Genomic DNA, 23,377 nt, shown 5'->3' on the forward strand with positions numbered 1-23,377 from the left:
GACCGATGGCAAACACTCTGACAAGCCTGACGACTGCCGTGGCGTTGATCGCGGGTTCCAGCGCTGCGGCTTTGGGCAGTGGCACGGACGCACAGCGCGAAGCCTGCACGCCCGATGCGTTTCGCCTCTGTACATCCGCGATGCCGGATGAGGGGCGCGTGGAGAACTGCCTGCGCAACGCTGGCCCGCAATTGAGCCGCGCCTGTTACGATGTGTTCTATCCACGGATGGAAAACGACCAGGCTCGGATGGCGCACGGGCAAGCCCCGTCACGCGAACGCATGAAGCCATCGGCGGCGGATCGCATGCAGGCACCATCGATGCCGCAGATGCCGCCGACCGGCGGGGATGATGATTGAGGCAGGCGAGATCAGGCCTCGCATAACAAGCAAAGGCGGTGCTGATTGCACCGCCTTTGACATATGTTGGATGGCCCGTTGAGCAGAACGCGTAGGTTACCTGAATCCGCCGGTAACGTGCAGCGTTTCGCCGGTCACGTAGGATGCCGCGTCGGAAGCCAGGAAGGCCACGACGGAGGCGATTTCCTCGACCTTGCCGATGCGCCCCATCGGCGTGGCGGATTCAATCCACTTGCGCATGTCGCCTTCATGGAAGCCGGCTGACACCACGCCCTCGGTCGCGATCATGCCGGGATTGACGGCGTTGACACGGATCTTGCGCGGCGCAAGCTCCTTCGCCAGTACCGATGTGATCGCATCGACCGAGGCCTTGGTCGCGGTGTAGACCGCCGAGCCCGGTGGGGTGATGGTCGAGACGCCCGATGAGATGTTGATAATGCTGCCGCCATTGGCGTTGAAGTTTTTGGCCGCTTCCTGCGAGGCGAGGAGCAGCCCGAGCACGTTCAGATCGAAATGCCTGTGAAAGTGTTCCGGCGTGATGCTGTCGAGAGGGGCGAATTCGTAGACGCCCGCATTGTTAACGAGAATGTCGATCGGCCCGAACGCCTTGACCGTCTCGGCCACCACGGATTTGGCGCCGTCCGGTTCGGCGAGATTGCCGTGCACGGCGACGGCCTTGCCGCCCTTGGCGGTGATCTTTGCGACGACCTCGTCGGCGCCCTTTTTGCTCGATGCGTAATTGACGGCGACGGCAGCGCCCCCGGCGGCGAGCTGGATGGCGATTTCAGCGCCGATGCCCTTTGAGCCGCCGGTCACCAGCGCAACTTTGCCTTCGAATGTCTTGGTCATGGTCGTGATCCCTCTTGGATACTTCAGTAGTTCGGAAATATGGAACTATTGAACCAACGCAAGGGGGCGCCTATATCTTTTTTATGGTTCAGTTCGTTCACCCCGCGACCAAGGACATCACGCTGGCCGGCGTGCTCTCGGCGCTGGCTGATCCCATTCGGCTGCAGATCGTCCGGGGCTTGCTGCAGGAAAGCGGCTGTCTGTCCTGCACGGCGGCGTCGCCATGCCCGACCATCGCCAAGTCTACTTTGTCGAACCATTTTCGGGTGCTGCGCGAGGCCGGCCTGATCCAGACAAGCAAAAAGGGCGTCGAGCATCAAAACGCGGTGCGGGCGGCCGATATCGAAGCGCGGTTTCCCGGGCTGCTGATGGCGATCCTGGCGTGCTCGGTGGACGGGGCAGATACGGTCGCGGTTGCCTGACACGAGCGAAGCGAGAGCTTGGTGCGATGGCGAGATTCCATGTGACTAGTACCTTAAATTTTGCAGAGCACGGCCCGCATGAGCGAAGCGATATGCGGGAGATTGCCTGACGCAACGAGACAATACCAGAACATGGGTCTGCTCATCCGGGCTAGGTCTGCTAGTCAAATATCGGTGCCACGTTGTGCCATTCCACCAAGGCGTCCATGTCGATCAAAGAAATTTTGCCGGACATGCCCGCTGACAGTTTCGCGTTTTCCGTGAATGTAGAAGTTGTAACGATGTAGCCTCGAAAGGCACCTTGTTCCTCAATCACGCCCTTGAACTGTTGAACGCTCGGACTGCCGACTTTGTTTTCACTGGCGTTGCGTTTGCATTGGACGACGATCAGACCATCGTTGTGGATCGCATAGCCATCTGCGCCGAAGTCATTCGTTGCTTTGGTCGTCCAAGCTTCAAGTCCTGAATTTAGAAAGAAACTCATTGTGTGCTGTTCGAATTTGAATGGATCCATCTCCAATAAATCTTGCCGAAGCTCCAAGTCCCTTTCGGGCATTGGATAGCGAACCGGGTCCGCTGGTTGCTGCTTCATGGCAGCTTTCATTTCGGCGCTTGTCCGACGTAGGCGCTCATCCTTGATGATGATGTCGATAATATCAGCGATGTGCGGCCGGGCTTCGGGGTTTGTGACAACAGCCTCGATGATCGAGGTGATGCCCGCTGCGCCCAAAAATATCAGCAGTAAAACGGGAACGCCAAGCGCGCCACCAAATGCCGCGATGCCCGCGCCTTGCCCACCGACCAGAGGAAGAGCAGCCAGCGTCGCCGGCAAGGCTATCTTCAACGATAGCGGTAGGTTTGACTTTCGGTAGTTTGCAACAGCTTCAGAAACGCTGCCCGCAACCGCCTTGATCGCGGTGCGGGAGTTGATGAGTTCGTTGAGCTTGCGAAATTTATCGACGGAGTGGAGGTCACTGGCGATAATATCGCGGGACTGCCCGAGCCACTGGACGGCGAGCGCGCGGTCATCAGCCCGGGTCGAATGCCTGATGGCTGACGCAAAAACACCGACAAGCCACTTCCGGATGCCTTCTCTGACTGTGCCGAACATCTTTGCTCGTCGCTGTAGCATCTATCGTTACGCGCTATCTTAGCTAAATAGCATTAGTAGTAATTCTGTAGAAAGCAACCTTGGCGAATTTTCTTTGATTTTGCGGGGCTCATCTGAATTGCGCCCAAACAAAAACCCCGGCATCGCTGCCGGGGTTCTGCATTTGATAGTTTGCTTGAACAGCGCTGGACTTAGAAGTCCATGCCGCCCATGCCGCCGCCCGGAGGCATGCCGCCGCCTGCGCCGCCCTTCTTGGGCAGCTCGGCAACCATGGCTTCCGTGGTGATCAGGAGGCCGGCAACTGAAGCTGCGTTCTGGATCGCTGCACGGACAACCTTGGTCGGATCGATAATGCCCTTCTTGAGCATGTCGCCGTAGGTGCCGGTCTGCGAGTCGAAGCCGTAGCTGTAGGTCGCGGTCTCGAGGACCTTGCCGACGATGACCGAACCGTCTTCGCCTGCGTTGATGGCGATCTGGCGAGCCGGAGCCGACAGGGCCTTGCGGACGATCTCGACGCCGGTCTTCTGATCGTCGTTCGCGGTCTTGATCTTCTTCAGCTGTTCCGAAGCGCGGAGCAGAGCGACGCCGCCGCCGGGGACGATGCCTTCTTCAACCGCAGCGCGGGTCGCATGCATCGCGTCATCAACGCGGTCCTTGCGCTCCTTCACTTCGACTTCGGTCGCGCCGCCGACGCGGATGACAGCAACGCCGCCAGCCAGCTTGGCGAGACGCTCCTGCAGCTTCTCACGGTCGTAGTCCGAAGTGGTTTCTTCGATCTGCGCCTTGATCTGCGCCACGCGTGCTTCGATGTCGGCCTTCTTGCCGGCGCCGTTCACGATGGTGGAGTTTTCCTTGTCGATCATCACCTTCTTGGCGCGACCGAGCATGGCGAGCGTGACGTTCTCGAGCTTGATGCCGAGATCTTCCGAGATCGCCTGGCCGCCGGTCAGGATCGCGATGTCCTGCAGCATGGCCTTGCGGCGATCGCCGAAGCCCGGAGCCTTGACGGCAGCGACCTTGAGGCCGCCACGCAGGCGGTTGACGACGAGGGTGGCGAGAGCTTCGCCTTCGACGTCTTCCGCGACGATGACGAGCGGCTTGCCGGTCTGCACGACGGCTTCGAGCAGCGGCAGCATCTCGTTCAGCGAGGAGAGCTTCTTCTCGTTGATCAGGATGTAGGCATCGTCGAATTCAACGCGCATCTTGTCGGCGTTGGTGACGAAGTAGGGCGAGATGTAGCCGCGGTCGAACTGCATGCCTTCGACGACGTCGAGTTCGGTTTCGAGCGACTTGGCTTCTTCAACCGTGATGACGCCCTCGTTGCCGACCTTCTTCATCGCGTCGGCGAGGAACTTGCCGATTTCTGCGTCGCCGTTCGCCGAGATCGTGCCGACCTGGGCGATTTCGTCGTTCGAGGTGACCTTCTTGGAGTTCTTGACGAGGTCAGCAACCACGGCTTCCACAGCCAGGTCGATGCCGCGCTTCAGATCCATCGGGTTCATGCCGGCAGCAACCGACTTGGCGCCTTCACGGACGATCGCCTGGGCGAGCACGGTAGCCGTGGTGGTGCCGTCGCCGGCTGCGTCGGCCGACTTCGAGGCCACTTCGCGCACCATCTGGGCGCCCATGTTCTCGAACTTGTCGTCGAGCTCGATTTCCTTGGCGACGGTGACGCCGTCCTTGGTGATGCGGGGCGCGCCGAACGACTTGTCGATGACGACGTTGCGGCCCTTCGGACCGAGCGTCACCTTCACGGCGTTGGCGAGAATGTCGACGCCGCGCAGCATCTTGTCGCGGGCATCAACGCCGAATTTCACTTCTTTAGCTGACATGTTTTGCTTCCTTGAAAATCAGGATGGGTGGGAAAGGCGCTTAAGCGGCCTTCTTCTTGGCGGGAGCGGCACCTTCGAGGACGCCCATGATGTCGCTTTCCTTCATGATCAGCAGGTCCTGACCGTCGATCTTGACCTCGGTGCCCGACCACTTGCCGAACAGCACGCGCTCGCCGACCTTCAGATCGATCGGGATCAGCTTGCCGGCTTCGTCGCGGCCGCCCGGGCCGACGGAGACGATCTCGCCCTGGGAGGGCTTCTCTTTGGCGCTATCCGGAATGATGATGCCGCCAGCGGACTTCTCTTCGGCGTCGATACGCTTGACCACAACGCGATCGTGAAGCGGACGGAATTTCATGCAGTCCTCCTAAGTTTCTGTAGATGCTTGAGAAATTTAAATTGGCAGTCTGAGCCAACAAGTGCCAGCGCAGCTGGTCCGGACATAGGCCGAACGTTCCCCACCGGCAAGGGTCTGTACCAAATATTTTGGCACTCAAATATGACGGGTGCCAGAATTGGTTAAGACCCTCCGATACCGGTTCTTGAATCCGTTAGCATCCACGGTAAGTGGCTGCTAACACTCGGCTTTCAATACATTATTAAACTTTTAAGCTTGTGATGAAGACGTTGCTTGCGTCACATTTCATGCATCGTGTTGTCATGGGCGAAGTGGAAGCCGGTTCGCTGCAGTCAGCACGGTCACAGGAGAGCAGAGCGAAGTTCGACGTCAAACCGGAATCCACTTAGCCGAATGCGCTCTGTCCATGGAGGTTGAACATGGTCTCGAGAAATGCAGCTTCTGACGATTTCAGGAAGCAGGTGCTTGGCTACGGACTGACGACGGCGCAGATTCTCTATCGCATGCCCGACCACCCCTCGCTGCTGCAAACATATGTCTGGCAGAACTACGATCTGTTTCCGAAGTTTCCGGCGCTGAAGGATTTCCTGGATTTTTGGCAAGAGAAGCTCGATGGCCCATTATTCGCGGTGACCGTCGCGCATTCCAAACTGATCAAGCCGGCCGAGCTTCGTGCCGTGGATGGCGTCTTCCGGTTGCACTAGTCCGCGCCTCTCAACGCGCCGGATGAATTGCCGCTGTGCTGAACTACAGCTAGGTTCCCACACGCGCTGGCCGCTTGTTTGGCATTGCGCCGGGTGGGAAACACGACATGGCGAAGCTGAAGCGAACGTCAAAGAGCGCGGCGAAAACGGCTGCGACGAAGAAGTCTGCGACACGGGCGGTGGCGAAAGCGGCAAAGACATCACCTGCCAGTAAGCCGGCAAAGCCGAGCGCGAAGAGTGTCGCCGCGAAGCCCGGCTCGCGCCGCAAGCAGCGCGTTGCGATCAGTCACTATCAGGAAGAAGCATTTCTCGGCGATGGCCTGCGTGCCTACGCGAAGTATCGCGATCTCGGCGTCGCCGCTGCGACCGGCGGTTTGGCGCACGCGCATGTCATCCGGCTGATCGGACCTTGCGATCCGAAAGAGGTCTCCAAGCTGCACTATCACGATGCCGAGTTTCAGCTGGTCTATGTGCTGAACGGCTGGGTGAAGGCCTATATGGAAGGCGAGGGCGAGATGACCATGCGTCAGGGGTCATGCTGGACCCAGCCGCCGCGCATCAGGCATCTGATCCGCGATTACTCCGACAATTGCGAACTGCTCGAAGTGATCCTTCCGGCGGAGTTCAAGACCGTCGAGGTCAAGGGCTAATGAATTAGTTCAGCATGCCGACGATCGCGCCCATCAGGCAGGTCGTCAGCGTCCCCGAGACGATCGACTTCACACCGAGCGCGTTGATTTCGTTACGACGTTCCGGGGCCATCGTGCCCAGGCCTCCGATCATAATTCCGAGGCTGGCAAAATTTGCAAATCCGCACAGCGCATAAAGCATGATGAGGCGCGAGCGCGCATCCAGCGCGTCGGGACCGAGCTTCGCCAATTGAACATAGGCGATCAACTCGTTGAGGATCGTCTTGACGCCCATCAGCGAGCCCGCGGTCAGCGCCTGGTCCCACGGCAGGCCCATCAGCCAGCATATCGGTGCCATCAGGTAACCCAGCATCCGCTGGACCGAGATCGGCGTTCCTCCGATCGTCGGCATCATCATGAGGATGGCGTTCATGAGATACATCAGCGCCACGAAGACCAGCAGCAGGGCGATGATGTTGACGAGCAGTTCGATGCCTGCACTCGTGCCCTTGACGATCGCATCTATCGTGCTCGTGGCCGATGCGTCCGGATTGGCGAGCAATCCACCGGTGCGGCGATCCTCCGTCTCAGGCACCATGATCAGGCTGACGAGGATCGCAGCTGGCGCCGAGAGCACAGAAGCAATCACGAAATGCGCCGACGCATCGGGGATCAGCGGCGCCATGAAAGTGGCGTAGAGCACAAGCACGGTGCCCGCGATCCCCGCCATGCCGCCCGTCATCACCAGAAACAGTTCGCTGCGCGTGAGCTGCGCGAGGTACGGGCGAATAAACAACGGGGCCTCGACCATGCCCAGAAAGATATTCGCGGCCGTTGACAGCCCGACCGCGCCGCCGATGCCGAGTGTGCGTTCGAGCAGCCAGGCCATGCCGCGCACGATCGGCGGCAGGATACGCCAGTAGAATAACAGGCTGGTCAGCACGCTGATGACCAGCACCACGGGGAGTGCTTGCAGCGCAAGCACGAAATCCGCGCCGGGATTCTTGAGGTCGAACGGCAATGCGCCGCCGCCGAGATAGCCGAACACGAAGGAGGTTCCGGCGCGCGACGCTGCGGCGATAGTACTGACAGCATCGTTGATGCCGCTGAAGGCGCGGGTAACGACGGGAAGCTTCAGCAGGACTGCGGCAGTGACGATTGTCAATGCGAGACCGATCGCGGCCTGTCTCGGCGACACCTTGCTGCGGTTTTCACCGAGCGCCCAGGCGATCCCCAAAAGCGCGATGACGCCGAACGCCGATTGTAGCTGAAGCATAAATCCCCCGAAGCCGCGGCGATGATGCCGCGGCCCCCCATGTCATGCAATCGCAATGCCGCTAAGACGGGTTACGTTTTAGCCGCGTCCGACGAACGGCATCTTCGTCGCCATGACCGTCATGGTCAGCACATTGGCGTCGAGCGGCAGGCCGGCCATATAGGCGACCGCGTCGCCGACGGCTTTGGCGTCCATGCGCGGCTCCTGCTTCGAGGTGCCGTCGGGCTGCAGCACGCCGGGGCCGTTGACCATGCGGTCAGTCATGGGTGTGGCAGCGTTGCCGATATCGACCTGGCCGACGGCGATGTCATAGGCGCGGCCGTCGAGATTGCTGGCCTTGGTCAAGCCGGTGATGGCGTGTTTGGTCGAGGTGTAGGCGGCGGAGAACGGGCGCGGCGCATGCGCCGAGATCGAGCCGTTATTGATGATGCGGCCGCCGCGGGGCGTCTGATCCTTCATGATGCGGAAGGCGTGCTGCGTGCACAGGAACGGCGCGGTGAGGTTGGTGTTCACCACGGCCTGCCATTGTTCGAGACCGAGGTCTTCGAACGGCAGCGGAGGCGCGCCCATGCCGGCATTGTTGAACAGCACGTCGAGCCTGCCGAACTCCTGCATGGTCCTGGCGAATAGCGCGGCGATCGAGGCAGGGTCGGCCATGTCGGCGCTCACGGGGAGGCTCTTGCCGTCATTGGCCGCGCCGAGCTTCTGGGTCTCTTGCAGCAGTTCGAGCCGGCGACCGGCGAGCACGACGGTGAAACCGGCATTCATCAGCGCGAGCGATGCGGCACGGCCGACGCCGGTGCCCGCTCCGGTCACGAGTGCGATTTTGTTGGTCATCTGTTTCGTCCCTGTTTTCTTTTTACGAGAGGTCTTTTTGAGTGAGGTCTTTTTTTGAGAGATCTCGGACCATGAAACGTGCGTTGTCACCGTAGCTTTGCAGTTTCTGATCCAGTTCGGAATCGCGCAGGATGGTGAAATCGTGCCGCTGCCAAAAATGAACTGAATTGTTGACGGCAACAAGCGTCATGTTGGGCAGTTGCATCAGTCTGGCGTGTGCCGCCATCATATCGACGGCCACAGTCGCCGCGCCGGATCTGCGGGTTTCGGGCAGCAATGCGAGATCGTGTATGTAGAAGGTCGACGGCGCCGCGGGCATTGTCAGCAGGCTGTTCAGTGCCGGCGGCTCCCTGAATTGCCAGGGATGGCTGACGATGTAACCCTTGATCCCGTCCTGGGCTTCGAGCACGGCGCAACCGCTTGGATTCAGCGCCAGCCGGTTTGCGAACACGACCTCATCTTCGGGAAAATCGGGATGAACGGCATCGGCAATGGCGAGGACGGACGGCAGGTCTGCCTCCGCCATGATGCGCCATTTCATTGGAACTGCGGTCATCGTGGCCGCGCTCAATTGTCTTTCTTGTAGGGCGGGCGCGGAATGTTTTGATGCGCCGCGCGCAGTGCTGCCGACCAGCGCGAGCGCAGGTCGTGGAAATAGGGCTCGCCGGCTTCGATACGGTGATTGAGATCGGCGTCGCAGACATCGGTGCGCACCACCAGCACATCGATCGGCAGGCCGACGCCGATATTGGAGCGCATGGTCGAGTCCATCGAGATCAGGCCGGTCTTGAGTGCCTCATACAATTCGACGTCGTAATGCATAGCCCGGTCGAGCACCGGCTTGCCGTATTTATGCTCTCCGATCTGCAGATAGGGCGTATCCACCGTGCATTCGATGAAATTGCCGGCCGGGTAGATCATGAACAGCCGCATCTTGGCGCCCTTGATCTGGCCGCCGAACAGGAACGAGACGTCGAAATTGATATCCTCGGCCTCCAGCGCCTTGCCCTCGGTGGCGTTGACGTGCCGGATGGCGCGGCCGATGCGCTGCGCAGCCTGAAACATCGTCGGCGCGTTCAGCAGGGTTTCCAGTTCGCCGGTCGCTGGATTCTCCAGCCCTTCGCTTAGCGTGGAGAGCACCGACTGGCTGATCGCCAGATTGCCGGCCGAGGCCACCGCCATGATGCGGTCGCCGGGCTGGTTGAAGATGTGCAGCTTGCGGAAGGTTGAAATATTGTCGAGCCCGGCATTGGTGCGCGTGTCCGCGATCATCACCAGGCCGTCCTTGACGAGAATTCCGCAGCAATAGGTCATCGTCGGTCCCTTAATCAGGGAAGCGTCTTACGCGGTGGGTATCGCCCGGGCAACCTCGGAAAACCGGTTTGCGGTTGTTCAGGACTGGCTCTGCGATTGCGACTGGCCGCGGCCATTGGCCTGATCGACCTTGACGGCCACGGTCAAAGTTTCCGTGCCGCCGCCGTAGCGGGTACCGCGGACCGGGGCTGCGCCGAGGTAATCCAGGCCGATGGCAACGCGGGCATGGGCATCGGTGGTGCAGATGGCATTGGCGGGGTCGAAGCCGACCCAGCCGAGATCCGGCACATAGGCCTCGGCCCAGGCATGACCGGCCTGCTGGTTGCTCTCGCCATCGGCGCGCCAGAAGTGCCCTGAGACGAACCGGGCGGGGACGCCGGCCGAGCGGGCGCAGGCTATGAAGATATGCGCGTAATCCTGACAGACGCCGCGCTTGCCGATGAAGGCTTCGCTGGCCGACGTACCGGTGCTGGTTGGGTCGGTGTCGAAGGTCATGTGCTCGTTGATGGCCATCATCAGCGCATGTAGATAACCGAGCACGTCGGTCTCCGAGCTCGGACTCAATTCCCTGGCGAAGGACTGCATCGCTGCGCTGAGGTCGGTGAGATCGGTCTGGCGCAAGAAGAAGCTTGGCGGAAAGCGCTCGTCGGTGCCCTTCAGCACGCCACCGGTATCCTGGGTGTCGATCAGGCCTTCGACGGTGACCGTGAGGTCCGCGATGGGCCCATGGGTCAGCACATGGGTGACGTTGCCGAATGCATCTTCATGGAGATCGAGGCGGGAATCGGTGGAGACGTCGATCTGCCACTCGGCGACATATTGGCCGTCATGGCTGCCCGGGGTCATCCGCAGAATCTGGATCACGCCCGAAGCCGGTGGCTCGTAGCGATAGGTGGTCGAATGGGCGATACGCAGGCGCATGGCAACGTGTCCGAATCTGCAGATGAGCCGGGACGCTAGCTCAAATCAGGTATTGTTTGGCAATGATGTCGCCCAGACGGCTGTTATCTGCAATGAATTCCTGGATGAATTCATGCAACCCATGCTGGAAAATATCCTGCATGTTGCTGTGTTCGAGCCGGTTGCGGACGCCGCGGGCGTGCCGCTGCGCTGCGCCCTGACGGCCATAGGACACGCCGATCTGGTCGAGATTGCGGACCAGATTGCCGTAGCAGCTCGCCAGCGAGCGCGGCAGCGTGTCGTTGAGGATCAGGAGGTCGGCGATCAGCCAGGGCTTCAGCGTCTCGCGATAGACCCAGTGATAGGCTGTCAGTGCGGAGACCGAGCGTAGGATCGAGGTCCACTGATAGTAATCGAGCGGGCCGCCGACATGTTCGTCTTCGGGCAGCAGCAGATGATATTTCACATCGAGAATGCGCGCGGTATTGTCGGCGCGTTCCAAATGCAGGCCGAGCCGCGAGAACCAGTAGGCGTCGTTGCGCAGCATGGTCCGGTAGGCCGAGCCGTCGAAGCGCAGCGATGTTTCCTGCACGAAGCGGAGGAAGTTCGCCAGTTGCTCGCGTGTCTTGGCGCCGCCGCTCCAGGCAGATTGCAGTTCCAGCCAGGCGCTGTTGATCGTGTCCCACATCTCGCCGGTCAGCGCGGTGCGTACCGAGCGCGAATTCAGCCGTGCCGCCTCGATGCAGTTGCGGATCGAGGAGGGATTGGCCGTCGAGAACGAGAGATATTCGACGACGTTGGTCTCGTTGGCTTCTTCGTAGATCTCGTAGAAGGCTGCGCTGACGCCTGCGGTCAGTAGCGCCGAATCCCATTCGTTGGTCTGGCCGATATAGGTATTCGGCAGCGCGGTGACACGCAGTGTCGCCTCGATCGTGCGCGCGAGATATTCGGCGCGTTCGACATAGCGGGCTAGCCAGTAAAGGTTCTCGGCGGTGCGCGACAGCATGCGGGGATGTTACTCTTTGAAAAATGGGTCGTCGGTCGAAGTCCGGTTGCCTATATCGAGAGTTATTCGTCCAGTATCCACGTGTCCTTGGTGCCGCCTCCCTGGCTGGAATTCACCACCAGCGAGCCTTCCTTCAGCGCCACGCGGGTCAACCCGCCTGCGACGATGGAGACGTTCTTGCTGCCGGTGAGCACGAAGGGGCGAAGATCGACGTGGCGTGGTGCCAGGCCTGACTCGGTGCAGGTCGGACAGGTCGAGAGCGCCAGCGTCGGCTGCGCGATGAAGCCTTCCGGCTCGCGTTTGAGCTTGTCGCGGAACGCCTCGATGGTCGCCTTGGTGGCGGCCGGGCCGATCAGCATGCCGTAACCGCCGGAGCCGTGAACTTCCTTGACGACGAGTTCGCTGAGGTGATCGAGCACATAAGCGAGATCGCCAGGTTCGCGGCAGCGCCAGGTCGGCACATTCTTCAGGATCGGCTCTTCGCCGAGATAGAACTTCACCACTTCCGGCATGTAGCTGTAGATCGCCTTGTCATCGGCGATGCCGGTGCCGACTGCGTTGGCCAGCGTGACGTTGCCGGCCATATAGGCCGACATCAGGCCGGGGACGCCGAGCGCTGAATCCGGGCGGAAGGTGAGGGGGTCGAGGAAATCGTCATCGACGCGGCGATAGATCACGTCGACGCGTTTGAGGCCTTCGGTGGTGCGCATGAAGACTTCATCGTTCTTGACGATGAGGTCGCGGCCCTCGACCAGTTCGACGCCGAGCTTGTCGGCCAGAAATGAATGCTCGTAATAGGCCGAGTTGTAGACGCCGGGTGTCATCAGCGCGACGGTCGGCTCTGTCGAGGCGCTGCGTGGTGCCACGGAGCGCAAGCAGGACAATAGCTCGTCGGGATATTTTTCGACCGGCGCGACGCGATGTCGCGCGAACAGATCGGGGAATAGCCGCATCATGATCTCGCGGTTCTCCAGCATGTAGGAGACGCCGGAGGGTGTGCGGGCATTGTCCTCGAGGACGAAGAATTCATCGGGATTGGTGCGGACGATGTCGATCCCGGCGATGTGCACATAGACATCGTGGGGGACGTCCTGGCCGTTCATCTCCGGACGGAACACCGGGTTCTGGAAGATCAGGTCATCGGGGATCAGGCCGGCGCGGAGAATGTCGCGGCCGTGATAGATGTCCTTGAGGAACATGTTGATGGCGCGGGTGCGCTGTTTCAGGCCCTTTTCCAGCAGGGTCCATTCCTTGCCGGAAATGATCCGCGGAATGACGTCGAAGGGGATCAGCCGTTCGGTGGATTCGGAGTCGCCGTAAACCGCGAAGGTGATGCCGATCCGGCGGAACAGCAGCTCCGCTTCCTGGCGGCGATGTTCCAAAGCGTCCGGAGGCGTCTCCTTGAGCCAGCGGGAGAGTTCTTCATAGGCCGGGCGGAGTTCGCCTTGGGGCCCGTTCATTTCGTCGAACGCGACTGCCATGTACCCTGACTGTTGTTTCGAGGCCGTACGGAGATTGCACGACTAAAAGGGATGGTAGCAAGGGGCGGGCCAGCACGATATGCATTCAACAAGAGCAATTCGTATGAGATGCGTATAAAGCTGCCTGAAAAAACGGCTGGACGCTGCTCGTTTCGGCAGCAAAACCCCGTGACATCAGGACTTTGCCTGCGCATGGTCCCGGGAATGGTGAGGAACGACAAATGACCGAGATTGTGACCGCGGGCATCCTGGTGATCGGCGACGAGATTCTGTCAGGTCGGACCAAGGACAAGAACATCGGATTCATTGCCGAGTACCTCACCAATATCGGCATCGATCTCAAGGAAGTCCGCGTCGTCTCCGATGATGAGCCGGACATCATCGCGGCGCTCGATGCGCTGCGAAAGCGCTACACTTACGTTTTTACCACTGGCGGCATTGGGCCGACCCATGACGACATCACGGCCGATGCGGTGGCCAAGGCGTTCGGCGTCAAGATCGACCATCATCCGGAAGTGGTCGCGCGTTTCCAGGAGCGCTTCGGCGCCGATCTGAACGAAGCCAGGCTGCGGATGGCACGCATCCCTGACGGCGCCGACCTGATCCAGAGCGCAACGATTTTGGCGCCCGGCTTCAAGATCGACAATGTGATCGTCATGGCCGGCGTGCCGTCGATCATGCAGGCGATGATGGACATCGTCGCGCCAAAGCTGAAATCTGGTTTGCGGATGCTATCCGATACGGTGAAGGCCAATGCGCGGGAGGGGGACGTCGGCGGTCCGCTGCGCGATATCGCGAAGGCGCATCCGGATACGATCATCGGCAGCTATCCGTTCATGGACGAACAGGGCAAGCCGAACACCAATCTGGTGGTGCGTTCGCGCGATCAGGATAAGCTCAATGCGGCAATGGAGGCCGTCAAGGCGATGTTGGCGACGCTCAACGCGCCTAAGTGAAATTAAACGAGTAGATCAACATAAGTCCGGCCGCCTGAGGGCGACCGATGTGAGGAGACGAACATGGCCGATCATCCGGAATTGAGTGCTGAGGAGCGCGCCGGCAAGGCATTCCCGGTGTCCTGGGATCAATTCCATCGCGATTGCCGCGCGCTGACTTGGCGGCTGAGTAGCGCAGGTCCATTTCACGCGATCATCGCCATCACGCGTGGCGGCCTCGTGCCGGCAGCGATCGTGGCGCGCGAGCTCGGCGTGCGCGTCATCGATACGGTTTGCATCGCGAGCTATGAGCACAACAAGCGCGGCGAGTTACAGGTGCTGAAGGGGCTCTCGGCCGATGCGCTGAAACTCGGCGGCGGCGACGGCAAGGGCCTCCTGATCATCGACGACCTGGTCGACACCGGCAAGACGGCGCGCATCGTCCGCGACATGCTGCCCAAAGCGCACTTTGCGACGGTCTATGCCAAGCCGATGGGGCGACCGCTGGTCGACACCTTCATCACCGAAGTCTCGCAGGACACCTGGATCTTCTTTCCGTGGGATCTCGGCCTGTCGTTCCAGCCGCCGATGCGCGAAGGCGCAGGCTAGGCTCTCGTTGCGAGGAGACGCGATTGCCGCTGCAAAATCGTGTCACGCCGACAGGCGATATCGTTGCGACACCGGAACGCGGCACCTTCACCGGCAATCGTGGCATCATTCACGATCCTTCGACTAAGACGCTCCTGAACAGGCGCTGGTCGAATCCGGCATGGATCACCTGCGTCTGCGAATTCCGAGGGCGTCGCCGCGATGTGATGACGACACGCAGCTGGACCGAGCTGTTCTTTCTCGACGAGGCGACGTCCTTCGCCGCCGGTCACCGCCCATGCTTCTATTGCCGCCGCGACGACGCCAACCGCTTCCGCGCGGCGTGGGAGGAGGGCAACGGCGTCATGCGTGTACGGGCGACGGAGATCGATGCGGTGTTGCATCGGGAGCGGCTGGATAACAGGAAGAAGCGATTGCATCCGGTGGATGGACCTATCGAGGCATTGCCGGATGGGGCGATGGTGCAGGCGGGCGACGAAAGCTATCTGATCGCGCAGGGGCGGGCGTTGCGATGGTCGTTCGTCGGCTATAGCACCTCGGTCGGCGAACTCGTCGACGCGCAATTGCTGACGCCACCATCGACGCTGAATGCATTTCGCGCCGGCTATCGACCGGTGCTGCATGTGAGTGCCGCCGCGGGTAACTAGAACTCGTCATGGCCGGGCTTGTCCCGGCCATCTACGTCTTTCCTTGCTTGGTGCTAAAACGTGGATGCCCCGGCACAAGGCCGGGGATGACGGCGTTTGTTGCGGGGAACGTCTTACCCCAGCTTCTCTCTCGCCAGCTTTGCACCCGCACCCAGTGCGCGCAGCTTCGCTTCCGCGATATCCCGCTGCATCGGGGCCATGCCGCAATTGGTCGTCGGCACGATCTTGTCCTTCGGTACGTGCTTCATCACGGCTTCGATGGTGGCGACCACATCCTCCGGCGTCTCGACCTCATCGCTCGCGACATCGATCACGCCGGCTTGCACGACCTTGTTCTTCAGCAGCCCCAGCAATTCCAGCGGCACGCGCGAATTGCGGCATTCGATGGCGACCTGCTGGATCGGGCTGGCGTCGATGGCCGGGAAGATCTCCTCATACTGCCGCCACTCACTGCCGAGGGTTTCCTTCCAGTCGGTATTGGCCTTGATGCCGTAGCCGTAGCAAATGTGAACGGCTGTAGCGCAAGTGAGGCCCTGCGCGGCGCGCTCGAGTGCCTTGACGCCCCAGTCGGCGGCTTCGTCCATGAAGACGTTGAAGGCCGGCTCGTCGAACTGGATCATGTCGACGCCGTCGGCCTGCAGCGCGAGCGCTTCCTGGTTCAGCAATTCGGCGAAGGCGAAGGCCATCTTGACGCGGTCGCCATAATAGCTGTCCGACAGGGTGTCGATAATGGTCATCGGACCGGGCAGGGTGAACTTGAACTTGTTCTTTGTGTGCGCGCGGGCGGCCTGCGCCTCGAAGGCGTGGACGCGGCCCTTGAGCTGCAGCGGCGCGGTCACCTGCGGCACCATTGCTTTGTAGCGATCCTTGCGGATGCCCATCTCGACCTTGTGGGCGAAGTCGATGCCGTCGACCTTCTCCAAAAAGCCGTGGACGAAATGCTGCCGCGCCTGTTCGCCTTCGGTGACGATGGTGACGCCGGCATCTTCTTGCATCTTCACCGCCAGCAGCGTCGCGTCGCGCTTGGCGCGCGCCAGTTCGTCGCCGGAGGAGCGCCAGGTCGGCCACAGCTTGTTCGGCTCAGCGAGCCATTCGGGCTTCGGCAGCGAGCCGGCGATGGTGGTTGGAAACAGCATTTGTTCGCTCCCCGGAAATTGTGTTTTGCGGAGGCCTATCTGCCACGTTCCTGCCCCTCCGTATATGGGATTGGCGCACCCATAAGGGAGGGCTAGGATCGGCTAAAACGCATCGAGGAACACCATGATCGACCTGCATTACGCACCGACGCCGAACGGCTGGAAAATCTCGATCATGCTGGAGGAGTGCGGGCTGCCCTACACCGTCGTTCCGATGCAGCTTGGCCGCGGCGACCAGCACGAGCCTGAATTCCTCAAGCTCAGCCCTAACGGCCGGATGCCGGCCATTGTCGATCACGCGCCCGCCGATGGCGGTGCGCCGGTGTCGATCTTCGAGAGCGGCGCAATCCTGATCTATCTTGCGGAGAAGTCCGGCCGGTTCATGCCGGCCGAGATGCGCAAGCGTTTCGACGTCATGCAGTGGCTGATGTGGCAGATGGGCGGGCTCGGCCCGATGCTCGGCCAGAACGGACATTTCCTGCTCTACGCCCCCGAGAAGATTTCCTATGCGATGGATCGCTATACGCGCGAGGCCAAGCGGCTGTATGGCGTACTCGATGCGCATCTCGAGGAAGGTCGCGATTACATCGCCGGCGACTACTCCATCGCCGATATGGCGTGCTTTCCGTGGATCATGACCCATAAGGCGCAGGGCCTGACGCTGGATGATTTCCCGAACGTGAAGCGCTGGTTCGCTCTGGTCCGCGCACGGCCGCAGGTGCAGGCGGGGCTTGCCGTCGGCAAGCAGGAGAAGAAGCCGATGGATGAGCAGGCGCGGAAGATCATGTTCGGTGTCGATGCGCCGGCGCATGCGCAGGCACAGCAGCAATAGAACTCGTCATTCCGGGGCGCGCATGACGACGAAAATAATAACAAAACGAGGAAACACCCATGATCGAATTCTTCTTCGACTGTTCCAGCCCCTGGACCTATCTCGCCTTCCACAACATCCAGCCGCTCGCGAAGGAATTCGGCGAAGAAATCTCGTGGCGGCCCATTTTGGTCGGCGGCATTTTCAATTCGATCAATCCCAGCGTCTATGCCTCGCGCGAAACCCCAGTGCCGGCGAAGGCGCGCTACATGAAGAAGGATCTCGGTGACTGGGCGCGCTCGGCGGGCCTGGCCATCAACATGCCGCCGACGGTGTTTCCGGTGAACAGCGTTAAGGCGATGCGCGGCTGCATCTGGCTCGGTAACGACGCCATGGTACCGTTCGCGCGCGCGGTGTTCGAAGCCTATTGGGGCGACGACAAGGATATCTCGAAAGATGATGTTCTCACGGAGATCTGTACGCGCACCGGCATCGATCCCGCGAAATTCTTCGCGGGCATCGGCGATCAGGCGATCAAGGATCAGCTCAAAGTGAACACCGATGAGGTGATGGCACGCGGCGGCTTCGGCTCGCCGACCATCTATCTCGACAAGACCGACATGTATTTCGGCAACGACCGCCTGCCGTTGATCCGTGAGGCGCTGCAGCGTCGCAGGGCTGGCGCTGCAAGCGCCGAGAGCGCAGCCTGATGCCGAAAGCAATCGTTTGCCGTGAGCTCGGGTCGCCTGAAAGCCTGCGCCTCGAACAATTTACATCGGTGCCGCTGAAACCCGGGCAGGTCCGCGTTGCCGTGCGCGCCGCCGGAATCAATTTTCCGGATATCCTGATGGCGGCCGGCGAGTATCAGCTCAAGCCCGAACTGCCGTTCACGCCGGGCATGGAGGCGGCGGGCGACGTCAGCGAAGTCGCCGGCGATGTGCCGGGCCTCGCGGTCGGGGATCGCGTCATCGTCAAGCTGCGTCATGGCGGCTATGCCGACGAGGTCGTGGTGACGTCGGCACAACTCACCCCGCTGCCGTCGACATTCGACTATGCGGAGGGGGCGACGTTTCTTGCGGCGCATGGCACCGCGCATCACGCGCTGGTCGATCGCGGCCAGATCGGGGCGGGCGAAGTGCTGCTGGTGCATGGCGCCGGCGGTGGCGTGGGGTTGGCAGCGGTGGAGATCGGCAAGCTGCTGGGCGCCACGGTCATCGCGGCTGCATCCTCGGAAGAGAAGCTTGCAGTCGCCAAAGCGCGCGGTGCGGATCATGGTATGTTGTATGGCTCCGAACCGTTCCGTGACGCGGTAAAGCGCATCACCGAGGGGCGCGGCGTCGATGTGGTATTCGATCCGGTCGGTGGCGAAATCTTTGAGCAGAGCCTGCGCTGCATCAATTGGGGCGCCCGCCTGCTGGTGATCGGCTTCACCGGTGGTATCGGTGTGGCGAAAACCAATCTCGTGCTCATCAAAGGCGCCAGCGTGCTCGGCGTCCGCGCCGGCGAGGCGGCGCGGCGCGATCCGAAGATCGGCGAAGCCCGCATCGCGCAGCTCCTCGCATGGGCAGAGGCAGGAAAGATCAGGCCAAATGTTTCGCATCGCCTGCCGCTGGCGGATGTTGCGGCTGCCATGCGGCTGCTGACGGAGCGCAGGGCGATCGGGCGCGTGGCGCTGACCATGGGCTGAGCGCTCAGCGCCGAAACCCGCCGTCCTTCAGGAAGGCGATGGTCTGCATGATTGCTTCCCGATTCCGGATCATTATCGCATGGGATGCGTGGAGGACGAGGTGATCGGTCATGCCGTCAAGCCTCGTGCGCGCGACCGTGACACGGCCATCATTCGGGCCACGCAACATCAAGCGCGAAGCGATCGGATCGAGCGTACGATCGCCGGCGATGATACCGACCGGATAGTCAACTGGGGGAAGCATCGCCTCAGTTACGTCATCCCGCACCGTAACGAGTTGTTGCCCCGCCGGGCCGAAATACTGGCGATAGGGCATCCAGTTCTTGAACAGATCGGCGATTTCGCTGCCGCCATTCGGCGTGCCCAGCATCACCACGCGGCCCAGACGTGAGGGGCGGTGGCGCGCCAGATAGACACGCGCCAGCAGGCCCCCCATCGAATGGCAGACGAAATGTGTGCAGCCTTCGTTGGCTTCGGCAAACGGCGCGATGGCGGGATGGATGTCATCGGCCAGTGCAGACAGCGTCTTGCGCCGGCTGGGATAGCCGATGTTCCGCGTGGCGAAGCCTGCAGCCTCGACCGCCTGCTGCATCTTGATGAAGGAGCGGAACGACCGGCTGATGCCGTGCAGGAAAATGACGCCCTCGAGTGGACGATCAGAGGGCGTCGGATTCATTCATGGTCCTATTTGTAGTCGCGCTCGTCCCACCACGGGAAATAGCTCGGCATGTCCGTGCTGACCTTGTTCTTGAATTCGGCCGGACGCTTCTCGAGAAAGGCCACGACGCCTTCCTTGACGTCCTCGGAGCGGCCGCGCGTATAGATGCCGCGGCTGTCGATCTTGTGGGCTTCCATCGGATCGTCGGCACCCATCATGCGCCACATCATCTGGCGGATCAGCGCGACGGAGACTGGGGCGGTCTTGTCGATGAAGGTCTTGGCCAGCGCGCGTGCGGTTGGCAGTAATTCCTCGGGCGGCACAACCTTGCTGACGAGGCGGCCGGCAAGGGCCTCCTGTGCCGGGAACACGCGGCCGGAGTAGCACCATTCCAGCGCTTGCGAGATGCCGACGAGGCGCGGCAGGAACCAGCTCGACGCGGCTTCCGGCACGATGCCGCGCTGGGAGAACACGAAGCCGAAACGTGCGGCTTCCGAGGCGATGCGGATGTCCATAGCGAGCTGCATGGTAGCGCCGATGCCAACGGCCGGGCCGTTCACCGCAGCGATGACCGGCTTGAGGCATTTGAAGATGCGCAGGGTCACCTGACCGCCGCCATCGCGCACCATCGGATCGCTGTAATCGACATCGCCGCTCGCGAGGCGCTTCACCGGGCCGCGCCGCGCGTCGCGATCGAATGTGTCGGCGCCGGACGACAGGTCGGCACCCGCGCAAAAGCCGCGTCCGGCACCGGTTACGATGATCGCGCGCACATTGTCGTCCGCATCGGCCTTGTCGAAAGCGTCGATCAGCTCGGCCTGCATAGTTGCGTTATAGGCATTGAGCTTTTCGGGGCGGTTCAGCGTGATGGTGAGGATCTGCTCTTCGACGCTGTAGAGAATGGTCTCATAGGCCATGATGATTTCTTCCCTGTTTTTTTGTTTGTTGGGCGGTTGCTCGCCGCCGACTTTAAGATGGGTTGCGCGATAGCGAAACCCATCTTGTCATGTGCGCAGTCATGACGGGTTGTCGGGCAGCAGCTTGCACGGCTGCGCTCAACCCATCCTGCGGAATTATGCCGGTAGCGTGGGCCGCCGCTTCTTACACCGGCAGCCGGGTTTCGACGATGCGGGCGAACATGCTGGCGCCGATGGGCAGGATTTTATCGTCGAGATAATAGCCGGGATTGTGCACCGGTACCGAACCTTCTTGGCCGACCCAGAAATAGGCGCCGGGCACGGCATGCAGCATGTCGGCGAAATCTTCGGAGCCCATTTTCGGCTTCGCGCGGGTGATCACATTGGCGTCGCCCACGATGGTGCGTGCAACGTCTTCGACAGCTTTGGAATGTTCTTCCTGATTGACCAGCACGCTGAAGCCGTCGCGGATGTCGACCTTGATCTCGCAATCGAACGCCGTCGCCATGCCGGCAGCAAGCGCATGCATGCGCTCGCGGATCTGCATCCGGACCTTCTCGGAGAAGCAACGCACGGTGCCGCAGAGCTTCGCATCATCCGGAATGACGTTATAGGCCGAGCCCGCATGGATCTGGGTGATCGACAGCACCGCGGATTCGAACGGATTGACGTTGCGGCTGACGATCGACTGCATGGCCTGACCGAGCGACATCGCGATCACGACCGGATCCTTCGAGCGTTCCGGCATCGCGCCATGGGCGCCGTAGCCCCGGATCGTGATGTCGAAGAAATCAGCGGCGGCCATTGCAGGACCGGGGAAGATGCCGACTTCGCCGTGATTCATGTCCGGTGCATTGTGCAGGCCATAGATTTCATCGCAGGGAAACTGCTTGAACAATCCGTCCTTGATCATCGCGCGGGCACCGCCAAGGCCTTCTTCGGCGGGCTGGAAGATGAAATGCACGGTGCCGTCGAAATTGCGGGTCTCGGCGAGATAGCGAGCGGTGCCGAGCAGCATGGTGGTGTGGCCGTCATGGCCGCAGCCGTGGAAGCGGCCGGGAATGGTCGAGCGCCAGGCGAGGTTGGTGTTCTCCTCCATCGGCAGCGCGTCCATGTCGGCGCGCAGGCCGATGCGCTTGCCGCCCGAACCCTTGCCCTTCAACACGCCGACGACGCCGGTACCGCCTAAGCCGCGATGCACTTCCACGCCCCAGGAGGTCAGCTTGTCGGCAACGATGCCGGAGGTGCGGACTTCCTCGAAGCCGATTTCCGGATGCGCGTGCAGGTCGCGGCGGATGGCGGTGAGTTCGTCGGCGAAAGCGTCGATACGTTCGAGTGTGGGCATGGGTTTATCCGTTCACGGCACGAGGGCAGGTGATGAGGTCTGGGGCGTAAATGGTTCGCCATTCGGCTTCAGGCGAATGCCGGGCCGCAGATGCTTCCAGGGCAGTACCGACGTATCCGCCGGCATCGCGCCGGGCGCGGCGCAGATCAAAAGCTTGCCGGCGATCGGCTCGAAGTCGGCGCGGAAATGCACCGAGCTCTTGTTGACGAGAATGTTCTGCTCAGTCGGCTCGATGCCAACATAGCGATACATCGACTGGTCGGCGAGCTGCGCCTTGTGCGAGGAGATGACGACGCGAACATCGTCGATACGCAGACAGGCGGAGGGGCCCATATCCATGTCGCGACCGCCGTAATAGGGGCCGGGAGCGACGAACTTGCCGTCCGACAGTTTCTCGACCACGAACGTGTTCTCGTAAGGCGCATCGCCGGGAATGCCGGATTTGCCGCCGATCGAGAGTTTCACGGTGGCGCCTTCACCGGCCTCATGCGCGGCCTTGGCGGCGGCGGGATCGTAGATCACGCCATGGGCGGCCTTGATCGCCTTGTTCTTCACCAGCGCGCGCAGCATGCCGGTGGTGTCGCTGTCGCCGCCGGCGCCGGGATTGTCCTGGGTATCGGCGATGACAACCGGCTTGGTCAGGGTCTTCGCCAGCTCCATGGCATGCAGCACGCCTTCGTCCGGCTTGTAGATTTTGCCGTCGAAATCGTTCTCGTGGCCCATCACCAGCTTGACGATGGTGTCCGCTGCTGCGTCGGCATCGGCCTGCGTCACGCCATAGGCGAATACGCTCGGACAGCAATGCGGGAAATCGGCTGCGGGAAAGCCGGGGCAGAACGACAGCGTCGGGATCTGATCGTGTTCGAGCGCGGCGAGCTTCAGATAAATGCTCTTGGTCGGCTCGTCATTGGTGCATTGCCAGCTGATCGGAATCAGGAACGGCAATTGACGGAACGCCTTGGCGAAGCGGTTGCCGGCCAGCAGCAGCTCCATGTGGCGCGCGCAGGCGCGGCCGGTGTCGGCCATGTCCACATGGGGATAGGTGCGATAGGCGATCAGGGCATCGGTATATTCGACTGTTTCCGGCGAGATGTTGCCATGCAGGTCGAGGCTGACCACGAACGGAATGTCCGGCCCGATCACCTCGCGCACGCGCCGCACGATTTCGCCTTCGCCGTCGTCGAGATGTTCGGTGACCATGGCGCCGTGCAGATCGAGATAGACCGCATCCAGCGGCAGCGCTGCCCTGATGCCGTCGATCATCTCGCCGACGATGCGCTCGAACGCGTCCTTGGTGACATGCGCCGAAGGGCTCGCGCCGCAGGCGATGGTCGGGATTAGCTCCCAGCCGCGTGTCTCGGCTTCCTCGACGAAGCCGGCGAGGCCGACATTGATGCCGCGCATCACCTTGAGGACGTCGGCGCCATGGGTCATCGACGGCCAACCGCCGCCATGTACAAAGGCCTCATAGGTCGCCTTGGTCGGCGCAAACGTGTTCGTCTCGTGCAGAAAGCCGCCGACAGCGATACGGGTCATTCAGAATCCAAGGTCAGT

The 23,377-nt window shown here is 61.4% G+C and carries 26 protein-coding genes; 10 read left to right on the forward strand and 16 right to left on the reverse strand.

The window, feature by feature from the left end; genetic code table 11:
* Positions 1-5 precede the first annotated feature (5 nt).
* The gene (locus AB8A33_RS08515; protein ID WP_439092351.1) at positions 6-359 is read left to right on the forward strand and encodes a hypothetical protein; all 354 of its coding nucleotides are present in this window, start codon (positions 6-8) and stop codon (positions 357-359) included.
* 96 nt (positions 360-455) lie between these two features.
* Here the strand turns inward: AB8A33_RS08515 and AB8A33_RS08520 are convergent, their stop codons facing one another.
* Positions 456-1,208: an SDR family NAD(P)-dependent oxidoreductase gene (locus AB8A33_RS08520; RefSeq protein WP_439092352.1), complete on the reverse strand. Its 753-nt coding sequence runs from the start codon at positions 1,206-1,208 to the stop codon at positions 456-458.
* Positions 1,209-1,291: 83 nt separating this feature from the next.
* On the opposite strand from AB8A33_RS08520, the gene AB8A33_RS08525 reads away from it, so the two are divergent.
* Positions 1,292-1,630, forward strand: coding sequence for an ArsR/SmtB family transcription factor (locus tag AB8A33_RS08525; RefSeq protein ID WP_439092353.1), 339 nt, complete (start codon positions 1,292-1,294; stop codon positions 1,628-1,630).
* Between the two features lie 160 nt (positions 1,631-1,790).
* On the opposite strand, the gene AB8A33_RS08530 is transcribed toward AB8A33_RS08525, so the two are convergent.
* The 3 genes from AB8A33_RS08530 to AB8A33_RS08540 form a co-directional block, all read right to left on the reverse strand.
* Positions 1,791-2,741, reverse strand: a complete 951-nt coding sequence (locus AB8A33_RS08530; RefSeq protein WP_439092354.1) for a restriction endonuclease — start codon at positions 2,739-2,741, stop codon at positions 1,791-1,793.
* Between the two features lie 191 nt (positions 2,742-2,932).
* Positions 2,933-4,573, reverse strand: coding sequence for a chaperonin GroEL (groL, locus tag AB8A33_RS08535; RefSeq protein WP_439092355.1), 1,641 nt, complete (start codon positions 4,571-4,573; stop codon positions 2,933-2,935).
* A gap of 40 nt (positions 4,574-4,613) precedes the next feature.
* On the reverse strand, positions 4,614-4,931 hold the full coding sequence (locus AB8A33_RS08540; RefSeq protein WP_089264960.1) for a co-chaperone GroES: 318 nt from the start codon (positions 4,929-4,931) through the stop codon (positions 4,614-4,616).
* 419 nt (positions 4,932-5,350) lie between these two features.
* Here AB8A33_RS08540 and AB8A33_RS08545 point away from each other — a divergent pair, with 419 nt between their 5' ends.
* Together AB8A33_RS08545 and AB8A33_RS08550 are read left to right on the forward strand one after the other, a co-directional pair.
* Positions 5,351-5,635, forward strand: a complete 285-nt coding sequence (locus AB8A33_RS08545; protein WP_068736319.1) for an usg protein — start codon at positions 5,351-5,353, stop codon at positions 5,633-5,635.
* A 107-nt stretch (positions 5,636-5,742) separates the two neighbouring features.
* A complete protein-coding gene (locus tag AB8A33_RS08550) occupies positions 5,743-6,285 on the forward strand; it encodes a cupin domain-containing protein (protein WP_439092356.1) in 543 nt (180 codons plus the stop codon).
* 4 nt (positions 6,286-6,289) lie between these two features.
* On the opposite strand, the gene AB8A33_RS08555 is transcribed toward AB8A33_RS08550, so the two are convergent.
* From AB8A33_RS08555 to AB8A33_RS08585, 7 genes are all read right to left on the reverse strand, one after another.
* Positions 6,290-7,540, reverse strand: coding sequence for a NupC/NupG family nucleoside CNT transporter (locus AB8A33_RS08555; protein WP_439092357.1), 1,251 nt, complete (start codon positions 7,538-7,540; stop codon positions 6,290-6,292).
* A 78-nt stretch (positions 7,541-7,618) separates the two neighbouring features.
* Complete coding sequence (locus tag AB8A33_RS08560; protein ID WP_439092358.1) at positions 7,619-8,377, reverse strand: SDR family oxidoreductase; 759 nt, start codon at positions 8,375-8,377, stop codon at positions 7,619-7,621.
* Between the two features lie 22 nt (positions 8,378-8,399).
* A complete protein-coding gene (locus AB8A33_RS08565; RefSeq protein WP_439092359.1) occupies positions 8,400-8,948 on the reverse strand; it encodes a GNAT family N-acetyltransferase in 549 nt (182 codons plus the stop codon).
* Positions 8,945-9,691 (reverse strand): peptidase, encoded by a 747-nt coding sequence (locus AB8A33_RS08570; RefSeq protein WP_439092360.1) that lies wholly within the window; start codon positions 9,689-9,691, stop codon positions 8,945-8,947. The genes AB8A33_RS08565 and AB8A33_RS08570 overlap by 4 nt, the downstream gene beginning before the upstream one ends.
* 78 nt (positions 9,692-9,769) lie before the next feature.
* Positions 9,770-10,612, reverse strand: coding sequence for a transglutaminase family protein (locus AB8A33_RS08575; protein WP_439092361.1), 843 nt, complete (start codon positions 10,610-10,612; stop codon positions 9,770-9,772).
* A 40-nt stretch (positions 10,613-10,652) separates the two neighbouring features.
* The gene (locus AB8A33_RS08580) at positions 10,653-11,597 is read right to left on the reverse strand and encodes an alpha-E domain-containing protein (RefSeq protein WP_068736110.1); all 945 of its coding nucleotides are present in this window, start codon (positions 11,595-11,597) and stop codon (positions 10,653-10,655) included.
* A 62-nt stretch (positions 11,598-11,659) separates the two neighbouring features.
* The gene (locus tag AB8A33_RS08585) at positions 11,660-13,078 is read right to left on the reverse strand and encodes a circularly permuted type 2 ATP-grasp protein (RefSeq protein WP_439092362.1); all 1,419 of its coding nucleotides are present in this window, start codon (positions 13,076-13,078) and stop codon (positions 11,660-11,662) included.
* Positions 13,079-13,299: 221 nt separating this feature from the next.
* On the opposite strand from AB8A33_RS08585, the gene AB8A33_RS08590 reads away from it, so the two are divergent.
* The 3 genes from AB8A33_RS08590 to AB8A33_RS08600 all read left to right on the forward strand — a co-directional run bounded on the left by AB8A33_RS08590 (position 13,300) and on the right by AB8A33_RS08600 (position 15,269).
* Complete coding sequence (locus AB8A33_RS08590; RefSeq protein ID WP_439092363.1) at positions 13,300-14,034, forward strand: competence/damage-inducible protein A; 735 nt, start codon at positions 13,300-13,302, stop codon at positions 14,032-14,034.
* A gap of 63 nt (positions 14,035-14,097) precedes the next feature.
* Positions 14,098-14,622: a xanthine phosphoribosyltransferase gene (gene gpt / locus AB8A33_RS08595; protein ID WP_092146877.1), complete on the forward strand. Its 525-nt coding sequence runs from the start codon at positions 14,098-14,100 to the stop codon at positions 14,620-14,622.
* Between the two features lie 23 nt (positions 14,623-14,645).
* On the forward strand, positions 14,646-15,269 hold the full coding sequence (locus AB8A33_RS08600) for a hypothetical protein (protein WP_439092364.1): 624 nt from the start codon (positions 14,646-14,648) through the stop codon (positions 15,267-15,269).
* 113 nt (positions 15,270-15,382) lie between these two features.
* Here the strand turns inward: AB8A33_RS08600 and AB8A33_RS08605 are convergent, their stop codons facing one another.
* Positions 15,383-16,405: a methionine synthase gene (locus AB8A33_RS08605; RefSeq protein ID WP_439092365.1), complete on the reverse strand. Its 1,023-nt coding sequence runs from the start codon at positions 16,403-16,405 to the stop codon at positions 15,383-15,385.
* Between the two features lie 124 nt (positions 16,406-16,529).
* Here AB8A33_RS08605 and AB8A33_RS08610 point away from each other — a divergent pair, with 124 nt between their 5' ends.
* The 3 genes from AB8A33_RS08610 to AB8A33_RS08620 are packed head-to-tail and all read left to right on the forward strand — an operon-like array spanning position 16,530 to position 18,903.
* Complete coding sequence (locus AB8A33_RS08610) at positions 16,530-17,237, forward strand: glutathione S-transferase N-terminal domain-containing protein (protein WP_439092366.1); 708 nt, start codon at positions 16,530-16,532, stop codon at positions 17,235-17,237.
* 59 nt (positions 17,238-17,296) lie between these two features.
* Positions 17,297-17,926 carry a 2-hydroxychromene-2-carboxylate isomerase gene (locus tag AB8A33_RS08615; protein ID WP_439092367.1) on the forward strand — a complete coding sequence of 210 codons (630 nt, stop codon included), beginning with the start codon at positions 17,297-17,299 and terminating at the stop codon, positions 17,924-17,926.
* Positions 17,926-18,903, forward strand: coding sequence for an NADPH:quinone oxidoreductase family protein (locus tag AB8A33_RS08620; protein ID WP_439092368.1), 978 nt, complete (start codon positions 17,926-17,928; stop codon positions 18,901-18,903). The genes AB8A33_RS08615 and AB8A33_RS08620 overlap by 1 nt, the downstream gene beginning before the upstream one ends.
* A 4-nt stretch (positions 18,904-18,907) precedes the next feature.
* On the opposite strand, the gene AB8A33_RS08625 is transcribed toward AB8A33_RS08620, so the two are convergent.
* The 4 genes from AB8A33_RS08625 to AB8A33_RS08640 all read right to left on the reverse strand — a co-directional run bounded on the left by AB8A33_RS08625 (position 18,908) and on the right by AB8A33_RS08640 (position 23,359).
* Positions 18,908-19,579 carry an esterase/lipase family protein gene (locus AB8A33_RS08625; protein ID WP_439092369.1) on the reverse strand — a complete coding sequence of 224 codons (672 nt, stop codon included), beginning with the start codon at positions 19,577-19,579 and terminating at the stop codon, positions 18,908-18,910.
* An 8-nt stretch (positions 19,580-19,587) separates the two neighbouring features.
* Positions 19,588-20,478, reverse strand: a complete 891-nt coding sequence (locus AB8A33_RS08630) for a crotonase/enoyl-CoA hydratase family protein (protein ID WP_439092370.1) — start codon at positions 20,476-20,478, stop codon at positions 19,588-19,590.
* A 184-nt stretch (positions 20,479-20,662) separates the two neighbouring features.
* Positions 20,663-21,823: a M20 aminoacylase family protein gene (locus AB8A33_RS08635; RefSeq protein ID WP_439092371.1), complete on the reverse strand. Its 1,161-nt coding sequence runs from the start codon at positions 21,821-21,823 to the stop codon at positions 20,663-20,665.
* Between the two features lie 12 nt (positions 21,824-21,835).
* Positions 21,836-23,359: a M81 family metallopeptidase gene (locus AB8A33_RS08640; protein ID WP_439092372.1), complete on the reverse strand. Its 1,524-nt coding sequence runs from the start codon at positions 23,357-23,359 to the stop codon at positions 21,836-21,838.
* Positions 23,360-23,377 lie beyond the last annotated feature (18 nt).

Origin of the sequence: Tardiphaga sp. 813_E8_N1_3, assembly GCF_051811025.1 — a bacterium.
GTDB lineage: Bacteria > Pseudomonadota > Alphaproteobacteria > Rhizobiales > Xanthobacteraceae > Tardiphaga.